Raw genomic sequence first — 13,232 nt, forward strand, 5'->3', positions numbered from 1 at the left:
CGCCCCCCCTCCCCGGGCGCCGCCCCCCCCCCCCCCCCCCCTGGTGGGGGGGGGGCCCCCCCCCCCCCCCCGGGGCGCGCCCGGCCCCCCCCCCCCCCCCCCCCGCCCCCACGTCCCCGCCTCCGGTATCCGACCGGGCACGGTGCGTGGTCCGTGGCACCATGGGGAGCAACGCGTACGCGTGGCGGAGAAGTTGGTCTCGTCCAGAGGGGGAACTGGTGAGTGGTGGTCTCAACAAGGGGCTCGCGAAGGTCGAAGTGGGCGTCCGGTGGGACCCGAGTCCCTCGGGCACTGCGGCGCACGACCTGGACGTCATCGCGGCGACCTACACCGAGAACGCGCCCTACGGCGCCCCCGAGTACCTCGTGCACTTCGGCAGCAGGTCCCCGGACGGCACGATCACGCTGAACCGTGACAGCCGCACCGGCCAGGGCTTCGGCTACGACGAGGTCATGGTGCTGGAGTTGGACCGGCTCGCCCCGCGGTACGAACGCGTGATCGTCGGCGTGGCCATCCAGCAGCCCGGCCAGGAGCTGACCTTCGACGACATCGTGAACGCCTCGGTCCGCATCCGCAGCGGTGCGCTCGACATCGCGCAGCACGACTTCGGCGCGGTGCTGGGGAACAACGCCACGACGATCGCGGAGTTCACCCGTGACGGGGCGGGCGCCTGGCAGTACCGCCGGGTCATCCAGGGCTTCGACGCGGATCCGGCGTCCTTCGCCGAGCAGATGGGGCGTGCGATGCCGTCCTCCTGAGCGGCCCGGACGCCCTGGGCTTGACGGAACGGGCCACCGCCACCGCCGTCGCACCGGCCGCCGGGGCTCTCGCGCTGCGACGGCTCGACCGGGGGCGGGATGACGAGAGGGGTGTCAGCCGACGGCTGACACCCCTCTGTCTTCACTGCTCAGCGCGCACGTCGCACCTCGCGGGCGACGCGCTGCCGCTCAGGCTCAGCTGCACCCGCTGGTGGAGCCGCAGCCCTCGCAGATGTAGCAGGAACCGGCGCGCTGCATCTTCGTCCCGCAGGAGAAGCACAGCGGCGCGTCCGCCTGGATGCCCAGCTGCATCTCCACCAGTTCGGCGCTGGTGTGCACCTGTCGCGGGGCGGCGGGCTCGGCCACCGGAACCTCGGCGTTCGGCACGGCCACGGGCACGGCCTTCAGCGTCTCCGTCTGGCGGGGCGCCGACTGGGCGAGTCCCTCGACGTCCAGCTCGTCGTCGGTGGGCTCGTAGGAGCCGGTCTCCAGGTGCCGCTGGCGCTCGTCGGCGGAGTGGATGCCGAGTGCGGAACGGGTCTCGAAGGGCAGGAAGTCCAGCGCCAGACGACGGAAGATGTAGTCGACGATCGACTGCGCCATCCGGACGTCCGGGTCGTCCGTCATGCCGGCCGGCTCGAAGCGCATGTTGGTGAACTTCGAGACGTAGGTCTCCAGGGGCACCCCGTACTGGAGGCCGACGGAGACGGCGATCGAGAAGGCGTCCATCATGCCCGCGAGGGTCGAGCCCTGCTTGGACATCTTCAGGAAGACCTCGCCGAGCCCGTCGTCCGGGTAGGAGTTGGCCGTCATGTAACCCTCGGCGCCACCGACCGTGAAGGACGTGGTGATCCCGGGGCGCCCCTTGGGGAGCCGCTTGCGCACGGGACGGTACTCGACGACCTTCTCGACCGCGGACCGGATGGTCTCCTCGGCCTTCTCGGTGATCTCCGCCTTAGCCGGCTCGTCCTTCTTCTTCGCGGAGAGGGGCTGGCCGACCTTGCAGTTGTCGCGGTAGATCGCGAGCGCCTTGACGCCCATCTTCCACGCCTCGAAGTAGATCTCCTCGACCTCTTCGACGGTGGCGGACTCCGGCATGTTGACGGTCTTGGAGAGCGCACCCGAGATCCACGGCTGGATCGCGGCCATCATCCGGACGTGGCCCATCGCGGAGATCGAGCGCTCGCCCATGGCGCAGTCGAAGACCTCGTAGTGCTCGGTCTTCAGACCGGGGGCGTCGACCACGTTGCCGTTCTCGGCGATGTGGGCGACGACCGCCTCGATCTGCTCCTCCTGGTAGCCCAGGCGACGCAGTGCCTGCGGCACGGTCCCGTTGACGATCTGCATCGAGCCGCCGCCGACCAGCTTCTTGAACTTGACCAGCGCGAGGTCGGGCTCCAGACCCGTCGTGTCGCAGGACATGGCCAGGCCGATGGTGCCGGTGGGCGCGATCACGGACGCCTGCGCGTTGCGGAACCCGTTCTTCTCACCGAGGCGCAGCACGTCCTGCCACGCCTCGGTGGCGGCGGCCCACACCGAGGTGTCCAGGTCGTCCGCGCGCACGGCCAGGCCGTTGGCGTCGGCGTGCTGCTTCATGACGCGCAGGTGCGGCTGGGCGTTGCGGGCGTACCCGTCGTACGGACCCACGACCGCGGCCAGCTCCGCGGAGCGGCGGTACGAGGTGCCGGTCATCAGCGAGGTGATCGCACCGGCGAGGGCCCGACCGCCGTCGGAGTCGTACGCGTGGCCGGTCGCCATCAGCAGGGCGCCCAGGTTGGCGTACCCGATGCCGAGCTGGCGGAAGGCGCGGGTGTTCTCACCGATCTTCTGGGTCGGGAAGTCGGCGAACGAGATGGAGATGTCCATCGCGGTGATGACCAGCTCGACGACCTTGGCGAAGCGCTCCGAATCGAAGGACTGGTTGCCCTTGCCGTCGTCCTTGAGGAACTTCATCAGGTTCAGCGAGGCGAGGTTGCACGAGGTGTTGTCCAGGTGCATGTACTCGCTGCACGGGTTCGAGCCGTTGATGCGGCCGGACTCGGGACAGGTGTGCCACTGGTTGATGGTGTCGTCGTACTGGATGCCCGGGTCGGCGCAGGCCCAGGCCGCCTCCGCCATCTTGCGGAACAGGGACTTGGCGTCGACCTCTTCGATGACCTCGCCGGTCATCCGCGCCCGCAGGCCGAACTTCTCGCCGTTCTCGACGGCCTTCATGAAGGCGTCGTTCACCCGGACCGAGTTGTTGGCGTTCTGGTACTGGACGGACGTGATGTCGTCGCCGCCCAGGTCCATGTCAAAGCCCGCGTCACGCAGGGCGCGGATCTTCTCCTCCTCCTTGACCTTGGTCTGGATGAAGTCCTCGATGTCGGGGTGGTCGACGTCGAGGATGACCATCTTGGCGGCTCGACGGGTGGCGCCGCCCGACTTGATCGTTCCGGCGGAGGCGTCGGCCCCGCGCATGAAGGAGACCGGACCGGAGGCGTTGCCGCCGGAGGACAGCAGTTCCTTGGAGGAGCGGATGCGGGAGAGGTTCAGGCCGGCCCCGGAGCCGCCCTTGAAGATCATGCCCTCTTCCTTGTACCAGTCGAGGATCGACTCCATGGAGTCGTCGACGGACAGGATGAAGCAGGCGGACACCTGCTGCGGCTGGGGCGTGCCGACGTTGAACCACACCGGGGAGTTGAAGCTGAAGACCTGGTGCAGCAGGGCGTACGCCAGCTCGTGCTCGAAGATCTCGGCATCGGCGGGCGAGGCGAAGTACTTGTAGTCCTCACCGGCCTTCCGGTACGTCTTGACGATCCGGTCGATGAGCTGCTTGAGCCCGGTCTCGCGCTGCGGTGTGCCCACCGCTCCGCGGAAGTACTTGCTGGTGACGATGTTGACCGCGTTCACCGACCAGAAGTCGGGGAACTCGACGCCGCGCTGCTCGAAGTTGATCGAGCCGTCGCGCCAGTTGGTCATCACGACATCACGGCGTTCCCAAGCCACCTCGTCGTACGGGTGCACGCCCGGGGTGGTGTGGACACGTTCCATGCGCAGCCCCTTGGTGGCCTTGGCCCCCTTGGCGCGGGAACCCCGTGCCGGACCGCTCGCCGTCTCTGTCATGCCGCCTCCCTGTATCGGGCGATAACGCCCTGAAGTGCCGCGTTCTTCCCTCGGCACGGTGTGCTGTTGCGCGCTGTGGACGTCCTTGTGGCCGCCCTCAGCAAAATTGAGTGGTCGTTGTCGACCGCACGGTCCCGGGTGACCCCACCCGGTCCGGAGTGTGATCAGCCGCCGGCCGCGGCGGGGGCGGGAACCGTGGGGCTTCGCCCCGGCCCGCGCTCGGTGGCCGCGGGCCCCTCGCCCGCGGCGCCACCGGTGGGCGCCCGCTCGGGGTGCGCCCGCAGCTCCACGATGGCGGTCTCGAAGTCCTCCAACGAGTCGAACGCCCGGTAGACGGACGCGAACCGCAGGTAGGCGACGAGGTCGAGTTCTTGCAGTGGGCCGAGTATGGCCAGACCCACGTCGTGCGTGGTCAGCTCGGCACTGCCGGTGGCCCGCACCGCCTCCTCGACCCGCTGGCCGAGCTGGGCGAGGGCGTCCTCCGTGACGGGCCGCCCCTGGCAGGCCTTGCGCACGCCGTTGATGACCTTCGTGCGACTGAAGGGCTCCGTCACTCCGCTGCGCTTGACCACCATCAGTGAGCAGGTCTCCACGGTCGTGAATCGACGGGAGCAATCGGGGCACTGACGGCGCCGGCGGATCGACGTGCCGTCATCGGTCGTACGACTGTCGACGACACGACTGTCGGGGTGCCTACAGAAGGGGCAGTGCATCGCGTTCAAGCCTCCTTCAGGGCACGTCTTTGAGGCTTCTCGGGGGCATCAGCCCCGTCGAAGCAGCCCCCAGCATAGGCGATGACCGGAGAGCCGAAGACCCCGGGACCACAACTTCTGGGCTGTCACCGCAATCCAACCACTACATCTGGGGTTTGGCTGCAATTCACGGGCTTCGCGTGTCGTGATCCAGCGCATAAACCGGCGAGTAACACCGGCCCCGACCCGGCCCGCAACGGGCCACCTGCCGACGACAGTAGGGCGCTGACGGATCACGAGGCACGCATCCGGGCCGACGGCGGCCGACGCACCCCGGGAAGGGGCGCACCCCACGGACCCCACAGGGACCGGACCACTGCGCTCCGTCACGGCTCGGCGGGATCAGCAGGGTCGGCGGACCTACGGAACGGGCCGCCCCGCCGACGGTGACGCGGGTCGCCGCCCGGGCCGCCCCGACCGGCCCGACCAGCCCGACCGGATTCCACCGGTCCGCGGACCACGGTAGCGGCCCGGGGGCGAGCACCGCCGAGCGGGGCGCCGCCTTGCCCCACGATCCCCTGGTGACACACTGGCCTGCGGTGGCGCACCCCGGAGGGCCGACGCCTACGCCCGCATCCGCGGACGCGGGACACCTCCGTACATGCGGGCGTAGGCCATACACCCGGACGCCTGATCGCGTCAGGACCTCCCCGTTTTTTCACTCGAACGTGTGTTTGGCGCAACCTTTCGAAAGCAACTACCGTTGGCTAGCTAGGGAGAACATCCGAGAGGGGCTGCCGATCATGACCACCACCGCAGACAGTGTCACCATCACCGCCCACGACCGTGCCCAGGGCCGACTGGAGGCGGTGCACGCCATGACAGACGCAGCTACGAACCCGGAGGGACCCAAGCCCGCACGGTCCCTGCCCGGCCGACCTCCCGGCATCCGGGCGGACAGTTCAGGGCTCACCGACCGTCAACGACGGGTCATCGAGGTCATCAGGGATTCCGTCCAGCGACGGGGCTACCCGCCGTCCATGCGGGAGATCGGGCAGGCCGTCGGACTGTCCAGCACCTCTTCCGTGGCCCACCAGTTGATGGCCCTGGAGCGCAAGGGCTTCCTCCGCCGCGACCCGCACCGCCCCCGCGCCTACGAGGTGCGCGGCTCCGACCAGCCCACCGCACAGCCGACGGACACCGCCGGCAAGCCCGCCGCCTCGTACGTCCCGCTCGTGGGCCGCATCGCGGCCGGTGGCCCGATCCTCGCCGAGGAGTCCGTCGAGGACGTGTTCCCGCTGCCCCGGCAGCTCGTGGGCGACGGCGAACTCTTCGTGCTCAAGGTCGTCGGCGACTCCATGATCGAGGCGGCGATCTGCGACGGCGACTGGGTGACCGTCCGCCGTCAGCCCGTCGCCGAGAACGGCGACATCGTGGCCGCCATGCTGGACGGCGAGGCCACGGTCAAGCGCTTCAAGCGGGAGGACGGCCATGTGTGGCTGCTCCCGCACAACTCCGCGTACCAGCCGATCCCCGGCGACGAGGCGACGATCCTCGGCAAGGTCGTCGCGGTGCTGCGGCGCATCTGAGCCTCTCCCCCGCGAGCAGGACGAGCACTCCCCCTAGCCGACCCCGGAACCTCCTGCGCCTGGTTCCGGGGTCTGTTCTTGCCCCGGGTCCCGTACCCCCGCTCCGGGCACGAAGGCCGGCCCGGAGCGAACCGTCCGGTTAGTCCTCCGGGGCCGCCGCGTCGATCGCCGTGAGGGACCGGCGGACCTGGTTGCGGTCGGTGGTGGACCAGAAGTCGGGGAGCGAGGACTTGAGATAGCTCCCGTAGCGGGCCGTGGCCAACCGGGGATCGAGAACGGCGACCACCCCGCGGTCACCCGAGGCCCGGACCAGACGCCCGGCGCCCTGGGCCATCAACAGCGCCGCGTGCGTCGCGGCCACCGCCATGAAGCCGTTGCCCCCCGCCTCCTCGACCGCCTTCTGCCGGGCGCTCATCAGCGGGTCGTCCGGCCGCGGGAACGGGATCTTGTCCATCACGACGAGCTGACAGCTCGGGCCCGGCACGTCGACGCCCTGCCACAGCGACAGCGTGCCGAACAGGCAGGTCCTGGGGTCGGCCGCGAAGTTCTTGATCAGCTCGCCGAGCGTCTCCTCGCCCTGGAGCAGGATCGGGTACTCGGGAATCCGTGAGCGCAGCTCCTCGGCCGCGTTCTGGGCGGCCCGCATGGAGGAGAACAACCCCAGGGTGCGTCCCCCGGCGGCCTGGATCAGCTCCGTCAGCTCGTCCAGCATGTCGGACCGGTCACCGTCCCGGGCGGGGCGGTTCAGGTGCTTGGCGACGTAGAGGATGCCCTGTTTCGGGTAGTCGAAGGGCGAGCCGACGTCCAGGCCCTTCCACACCGGTTGCTCCTCGTCCCCGGGCGCGGCCGTGCCCTCCGGGGCGAGCCCCAGGGAGGCCCCCACTCCGTTGAAGTCACCGCCCAGCTTCAGGGTGGCCGAGGTGAGGACCACCGAACGTTCGGTGAACAGCTTCTCGCGCAGCAGCCCCGACACGGACAGCGGCGCGACCCGGAGCGAGGCGCCGAAACGGTCGTGCCGCTCGTACCAGACGACGTCGTACTCGGAGCCCAGGGTGACGCGCTCCGCAACCGCGTGCACCCCCTCGACGGCCGCCAGAGCCTGTTTGCGCACCGCGTCCTCGTCCTGCACCGACTTGTCACGGGTCGAACCGAGCGCCACGATCACGTTCCGGGTGGCGTCCCGCAACGCCAGCAGGGCGTACCCGAGGTCCTCGGGCACCTCCTCCAGCCGGCCGGGCAGGGCCAGCTCCATGACCCGCTCGAAGCCCTCGGCCGCGGTCTGGAGCTGGTCGGCCACCTTCTCGTTGACCAGCTTGGCGGCCCGGCGCACGGCCCGGTTGACCTGCCCGGGGGTCAGCTCGCCGGTGGCCGCCCCGGTGACCCGTGAGACGAGCTCATGGGCCTCGTCCACGATCAGCACCTCGTGCGGCGGCAGCACCGGGGCGCCCTCGATGGCGTCGATGGCGAGCAGCGCGTGGTTGGTGACGACGACGTCGGCGAGCTTCGCCTGTTCCCTGGCCATCTCCGCGAAGCACTCCGCGCCGTACGCGCAGCGGGTGGCGCCCAGGCACTCCCGCGAGGAGACCGAGACCTGCGACCAGGCGCGGTCGGAGACCCCGGGGCTGAGGTCGTCGCGATCACCGCTCTCCGTGTCGCCGGACCAGTCCCGCAGCCGCAACAGGTCCTGGCCCAGCTTGCTGGACGGGGCGGCGGCCTCGAACTGGTCGAAGAGCCCCTCGTCCTCGTCCTGGGGCATCCCCTCGTGCAGCCGGTGCAGGCACAGGTAGTTCGAGCGGCCCTTGAGCATCGCGAACTGGGGGCGGCGACGCAGCAGCGGATGCAGCGCGTCGACCGTGCGGGGCAGGTCCCGTTCCACCAGCTGGCGCTGGAGGGCGAGGGTCGCGGTGGCCACGACGACGCGCTCCCCGTGGGCGAGCGCCGGGACCAGGTAGCCGAGGGACTTTCCCGTGCCGGTCCCGGCCTGGACCAGCAGGTGGGAACCGTCGTCGATGACCTCGGCGACCGCTTCGGCCATGGTCACCTGGCCGGGGCGTTCCGTGCCGCCGACGGCGGTGACGGCGGCGTGCAGAAGCTCGGGGAGAGAGGACTTGGTCATAGGTCGACCAGCCTAGTCCGTGGGTCTGACAGCAGCCGTCCGTACGACGGTCCCGCCCGGAACCGCACGGGTCGGTTCCGGACGGACGCCGGACGGACGGGCGGCGTCAGGGGGCGTGCAGGGGGTTGGGCACCGTGCCGTGCACCGCTGCGTGCGGCCGTTCGGCCCGGTCCCGGTACCCGTCGAGGTGGAGCCGGTTGCGGTTCAAACAGAGTCGGGCGATCTTCGGGGTCAGCAGGTCGAAGGTCTCGTACCGTTCCTTGAGCTCCGGGAAGCGGCCGTGGTGGCGCAGGATCTCGGCCCGGGCCAGCGCCCAGAAGTCCCGCTCCGGCACGCCGAGCTGCTGTTGGCACAGGGGCGCGAGGTACCGGAAGACCCCGACGAACAGGCCGGAGTGGATGAACTGGGTCAGGAAGCCGGGCGGCTCGGTGAGCAGGATCTCGCGCACCTCGTCGGGCATGGCGGCGTGTTCGGGCAGGCGTTCGGAGCTGACGTTCACGTCGTCCACGAAGTCCTTGACCGCGAGCCTGACCGGTACGTCGTCCTCGTCGAAGACGACGATGGTGTTCTCGCCGTGGGGTGAGAAAACGGTTCCGTACTTGTAGAGGAAGCGCAGCAGGGGCGGGAGCAGGGCGGCGAAGAGGCGGCGCAGCCAGGTCCGGGGTTCCAGGCCGGACCGGGCGACGAGTTCCGCGGTGAAGGACCGCCCGTCGGGGTCGACGTGCAGCAGGGCCGCGAGGGTGCGGGCCCGCTCCCCCGGCCGCAGGTGGCGCCCCACCGGTTCCCGCCAGATCGCGCCCAGGAGTTCCTTGTACTGGTACGGCACCTCGCGGAGGGTGTCGTAGACGGGGTGCTCGACGGTCACGGAGGCGACCTCACCCAGAAGGATGACCCGACACTCCTCGCTGAGGAAGGGGTCCGCGTCCCGCAGGTCCAGCATCCACCCGGTGACGGCGGGGGCGGCGAGGGTGCGCTCGGTGGGCAGTCCGCGCCACACGAGGGTGTTGAGCACCGACAGCGGCAGCTTCACGGTGTGCCGCTCGGGGCGGGAGACGTTCAGGAAGGTGCGGATCGACTGTTGGGGCAGCCGGTCGTCGCCGTCGGTGGGCAGCGGGATGATCGCGTCGCAGGCCACGGAGGGGGCGAAGAGCGGGAGCACCACGTCGTCCCACTGCCAGGGGTGCACCGGCAGGTACAGGTACGCGGACGGGTCGACGCCGCGTTCCCGCAGGACCGCCGCGAACGCCTCCCTGGTCGATGGTGCCAGTTCGCCGGCGTAGAGGTCGTCCGCCCGGTCGAGGCCGCGCACGCCGCGGTAGGTGGCGAGGTCGGTGTGGACCGCGATCCAGGGCAGGGCGAGGGCGGTGCGCGCCTCCGGGGCCCAGCGTGCCGTGTCGGAGGCGGAGAAGCCGAGCCGGCCCTTGTTGAGCACCAGCCAGGGGTGGCCGGCCTGGTGCCCTTCGAGGTCGGCGTAGGACAGGTCGGCGAGGGTGGCGGCGGGGACGGCGAAGTGGTCGAGCCGGGCGTCGGCGGCGAGGGTCGCGGTGAGCTCCCGGATCACGTGGCCGAGGGTGGCGCCGTCGATGCCGAGGGTCTTGCGGGCGCGGGCCAGGAACTCCAGGGGATCACCGAACGATCGGGGCCAGGCCCCCACCTCGGTCAGGGTGATGGTGTCGGGGTCGACGTGCCAGCCGCCGTAGGCGTGGCGGCGGGCGTGGAAGGTCAGGTGGGTGGAGGGGGCGTCGAGGACCAGGGTGTAGGCGGCGAGGTCGACGGCCCGGTCCGGGAGGCCGGTCTCCGATCCGTCCGGCGGGCCGTCGCCCGGTCCCGGGTGCGGGTCCGTGGCGCGCCCGGGCTCGGGCAGTGGCCGGATGATCTCTTCGTAGGCGAACTCGCCGAGCATCTTGGCGAGCAGGCGCTGGCCGACCCGGGCCCAGTTCTCACGGGTCAGCTCGGTGGGAACGGACGGTGTCCAGGAGGCGCCGGGGGTCTCGGCGGAAGGACTCGGCACGGGTACTCCTCGGGAGGGAACCGGATCGGGTCGGGCGGGGTGCGCGGGGCGACGGGATCACGGCGGAGCGCACGGGGAGCGGTCCCGGATCATCAGCGCGGCCGTCTTGTCGGGGAGGGCCACCTCGGCGGCGAGCCGGAACCCCGCCCGGCGGAACGCGGCGACCGAGGCGGTGTTGCGCCGGTCCGGCTCGGCGACGATCCGGGTGCAGTCGGGGCGGTGGCGCAGGATCTGCTCGCTGACGGCCCCCAGCAGCAGGGAGCCGAGGCCGCGTCCGCGGCGGGAGGCGCCGGCGACGAGGAGGTGGACGCCCGTGTCGTGGGGGCGGGCCGGGTAGTGCCGGGCCAGCGGGTCGAGGTCCGCCCGGTAGATCTCCCAGTAGCTCATCGGGGTGCCGTCGAGGAGCCCCAGGCAGGGGATGCTGCGGCCGTCACCGGCGAGTTGGGAGCCGAGGTGCCGTTCGGTGACGGACGGGGGCCCGGACAGTTCCCAGAAGGCCGCCACCACGGGATCGTTCATCCAGCTGCTGAGCAGGGCGAGGTCCCGTTCGAGCACGACCGGGAGCAGGCGCAGGACCCCGGCCCGGGTGGGGACGGGCCGCCAGTCGGCGAGGCCGTCCAGGAGGTCGGGCCCGACCGTCGGTCGTCCGGGGCCGGGCCCGTGCGGGACGTGCCGTCCGGGCCCGGGGGCCGCCGGCTGCGCACCGCCCCCGCCGTCCTGACCGACGGCAGTGGGGGCGGCGGGCACCCGGGGATGTTCTCGGTCCACGGGACGGGTCATGTCCCGCAGGAGTGCAGGGGGTTGGCGATGGTGACGTACACGGACTGGGTGTCGACGGGGCCGACCAGTTCGTCGAGTCCGTGCAGCCGGGTGAGCAGATTGGCCTTGCACCGCAGTGCGGAGGTGTCGAGCAGCAGGGCGGGCAGGGGGGAGTTCAGACGGTCGGGTCCGGTCGCGGCCTCCGCGAGGAAGCGGCGGAAGGCGGCGAGGAGCAGGCGTTCGTCCGCGAGGCGCTGGGAACCGAGGGCGCCGATCAGTCCGAAGACGTTGTTGATGGCGAGGTAGTACGCGAAGCGCTCGTTGGTGACCTCGTCGGAGACGAAGGTGTCGCTCTGCTCGCCGATGCCGGGCAGTCGGCGGTCGAGTGCGGTGCGGTGGGACTCGCGGAAGTAGTAGCCCTGGTTGTCGCGGTAGCGTCCGCCGGTCGGCCACCCCTCGGGGTCGAGGAGCAGCACGGTGTTCTGCTGGTGGGCCTCCAGGGCGATGCCGGCCTCGCTGTCGAGCCAGAGCACCGGGCGGACCACCTGCTGGAGGTAGCGCAGGAACCACTCGGCGGCGACCGCTCCGCGCGGGCAGCCGGTGCGACCGGCCAGGCGGGTCACGATCTCGCAGAGCCGGGAGCGCACGGCTGCGGTCGTCGGGGCGGCCGGGGCTTCGGTGCCGGTGCGCCGGCCCGCGGCGGGCCTGGGCGTGAGCAGTCCGGCCACGCACTGCGCGTCACTGCCGTCGGTGAAGGGGTTGTGACGGATCATCACGTCGAGTCCGGGCACCGGCTGGCCGTCGGTTCCCGTGACGGCGAGCCAGGCCGGGTCGCGGACGATGTCGAAGGTGGGGTGCGCGGCCTGCCACTGGTCGGCGAGTCCGGCTTGCAGCAGGCGGTGGACCTCCACCCCTCGGTGGAGTTCCTTGCGGAGGTTCTCCCGGCGGGAGTTGGTGATCCGCAGTCCCAGCGACAGCTTCAGCATGGCGTCGGCGCCGGGGCGGTAGAGGGTGCGGACGGACGAGGTCGGGTACCAGGCGGGGCCGTGGGTGCCGAGGTCGCGCAGGAGCCCCCGGTCGAGGAGTTCGCGGGTGTCGGGCCGCAGGGCGAGGTCGCGGATCTGCCAGGGGTGCACGGGGAGCGCCGCGTGTCCGTCGGGCAGGGGCAGTTCGGTGTCGGCGAGCCGGGCGGTGAGGCGGTCCGCGGGGACGGTCCGGCCGTGCTCCGTCCAGGCCGAGTCGGCGGCGAGTACGCCAGGGGCGACGGCGAGCCAGTGCAGGGCGAAGGAGCCGCGCAACTCCGGTGAGTAGCGGGTGGTTTCGGCGTCCGAGAGTCCTTCGCGGCTCTTGGGGGTGGGGTGCAGCGGGTGGCCGAGGAGCAAGGACTGTTCACCGGAGAGGAAGAGGTCGGGGCCGTCCTCGGGTCGGCGCCGCCGGTCGGTGACGAAGGTGACGGTGCGGCGGACCGAGTCGGCGACCCGTCCGACGAGGTCCCCGCCGTCGTCCTGGGCGGTGGCCTCGCGGCTCAGCAGGGCGGCGAGGGTGACCGCGTCGACGGGCGGCGCGGTGTCGGGGGCGCCCTCGACATAGGGCGGGCCGAAGCGGTGCCAGCCGGTGACGGACCAGTACTGCACGGGGACGAGCAGGGTGGTGGCGCTGGAGTGCAGGGTCAGGCGCAGGGTGCCCTGTGCGGGGGCGGGCAGGTCGTTCTCCCGGACCCAGCAGCGCAGGAGGTTCTCGACGGCCGCGGCCTGGGCGGCGGCGTGCGGGTCGGGGTGGTCCAGCAGGTCGGCGGTGGCGCCGCGCAGCCGCTCCGCATCGCGGCTCCCTCCCTTCTGCCGGGGAACCGTACCGGGCTCCGTCTCCGACGGGGACGGTGCGGCACACAGCCCTCCCGCGTGGTGAGGGGAACGGCGGTCGGGTGCGGGGGTGGCGTTCAACAGGGCTTCCTTGGGGGGTTGTCCGGCCCGTGCGGTGACGGGCCCGCTGCTCGGTGTTGTCGTTCTTCCTGCGGGGCCCGGGAAGGGCGGTGGGACTCCGGGTGGTGCCGGGGGGCTCGGGGGGCCGGGGACGGGGTTCCCGGGAGTGGCGTGGGGGGGGGGGGCCCGCGCCCCCTGACGGGGGGGGGGGGAATGCGCGGGCCGGGGGGGGGCTGGGGTCGGGCACGGGGGGGTGGGCGGCCCAAGCCGGGTAGTCGGTGTG

The 13,232-nt window shown here is 71.5% G+C and carries 8 protein-coding genes; 2 read left to right on the plus strand and 6 right to left on the minus strand.

The annotated features are described in order from the left end of the window. Positions 1-218 precede the first annotated feature (218 nt). Positions 219-758: a TerD family protein gene (locus ACFV88_RS11015; protein WP_385488565.1), complete on the plus strand. Its 540-nt coding sequence runs from the start codon at positions 219-221 to the stop codon at positions 756-758. 195 nt (positions 759-953) lie between these two features. Here ACFV88_RS11015 and ACFV88_RS11020 read toward each other — a convergent pair whose 3' ends face one another. Together ACFV88_RS11020 and nrdR are read right to left on the minus strand one after the other, a co-directional pair. Beyond that, positions 954-3,863: a vitamin B12-dependent ribonucleotide reductase gene (locus ACFV88_RS11020; RefSeq protein WP_385488567.1), complete on the minus strand. Its 2,910-nt coding sequence runs from the start codon at positions 3,861-3,863 to the stop codon at positions 954-956. A gap of 164 nt (positions 3,864-4,027) precedes the next feature. Next, complete coding sequence (gene nrdR / locus ACFV88_RS11025) at positions 4,028-4,576, minus strand: transcriptional regulator NrdR (RefSeq protein ID WP_385488707.1); 549 nt, start codon at positions 4,574-4,576, stop codon at positions 4,028-4,030. Positions 4,577-5,358: 782 nt separating this feature from the next. On the opposite strand from nrdR, the gene lexA reads away from it, so the two are divergent. Beyond that, a complete protein-coding gene (lexA, locus tag ACFV88_RS11030; RefSeq protein WP_385488569.1) occupies positions 5,359-6,144 on the plus strand; it encodes a transcriptional repressor LexA in 786 nt (261 codons plus the stop codon). A gap of 139 nt (positions 6,145-6,283) precedes the next feature. Here lexA and ACFV88_RS11035 read toward each other — a convergent pair whose 3' ends face one another. The 4 genes from ACFV88_RS11035 to ACFV88_RS11050 form a co-directional block, all read right to left on the minus strand. Continuing rightward, entirely contained in the window at positions 6,284-8,260 is a 1,977-nt protein-coding gene (locus ACFV88_RS11035) for an ATP-dependent DNA helicase (RefSeq protein ID WP_385488570.1), read from the minus strand. 106 nt (positions 8,261-8,366) lie between these two features. Then, complete coding sequence (locus ACFV88_RS11040) at positions 8,367-10,271, minus strand: IucA/IucC family protein (RefSeq protein WP_385488572.1); 1,905 nt, start codon at positions 10,269-10,271, stop codon at positions 8,367-8,369. A 57-nt stretch (positions 10,272-10,328) separates the two neighbouring features. Beyond that, positions 10,329-11,051, minus strand: a complete 723-nt coding sequence (locus tag ACFV88_RS11045; RefSeq protein ID WP_385488575.1) for a GNAT family N-acetyltransferase — start codon at positions 11,049-11,051, stop codon at positions 10,329-10,331. Continuing rightward, the gene (locus ACFV88_RS11050; RefSeq protein ID WP_385488578.1) at positions 11,048-12,970 is read right to left on the minus strand and encodes an IucA/IucC family protein; all 1,923 of its coding nucleotides are present in this window, start codon (positions 12,968-12,970) and stop codon (positions 11,048-11,050) included. The genes ACFV88_RS11045 and ACFV88_RS11050 overlap by 4 nt, the downstream gene beginning before the upstream one ends. Positions 12,971-13,232 lie beyond the last annotated feature (262 nt).

It is taken from the genome of Streptomyces sp. NPDC059816 (assembly GCF_042732055.1).
Classification (GTDB): domain Bacteria; phylum Actinomycetota; class Actinomycetes; order Streptomycetales; family Streptomycetaceae; genus Streptomyces.

Excerpts from the sequence above, each read along its gene's own strand:
- ACFV88_RS11020 (WP_385488567.1), bottom strand. The coding sequence starts at position 3,863 with ATGACAGAGACGGCGAGCGGTCCGGCACGGGGTTCCCGCGCCAAGGGG.
- nrdR (WP_385488707.1), bottom strand. The coding sequence starts at position 4,576 with ATGCACTGCCCCTTCTGTAGGCACCCCGACAGTCGTGTCGTCGACAGT.
- lexA (WP_385488569.1), top strand. The coding sequence starts at position 5,359 with ATGACCACCACCGCAGACAGTGTCACCATCACCGCCCACGACCGTGCC.
- ACFV88_RS11035 (WP_385488570.1), bottom strand. The coding sequence starts at position 8,260 with ATGACCAAGTCCTCTCTCCCCGAGCTTCTGCACGCCGCCGTCACCGCC.
- ACFV88_RS11045 (WP_385488575.1), bottom strand. The coding sequence starts at position 11,051 with ATGACCCGTCCCGTGGACCGAGAACATCCCCGGGTGCCCGCCGCCCCC.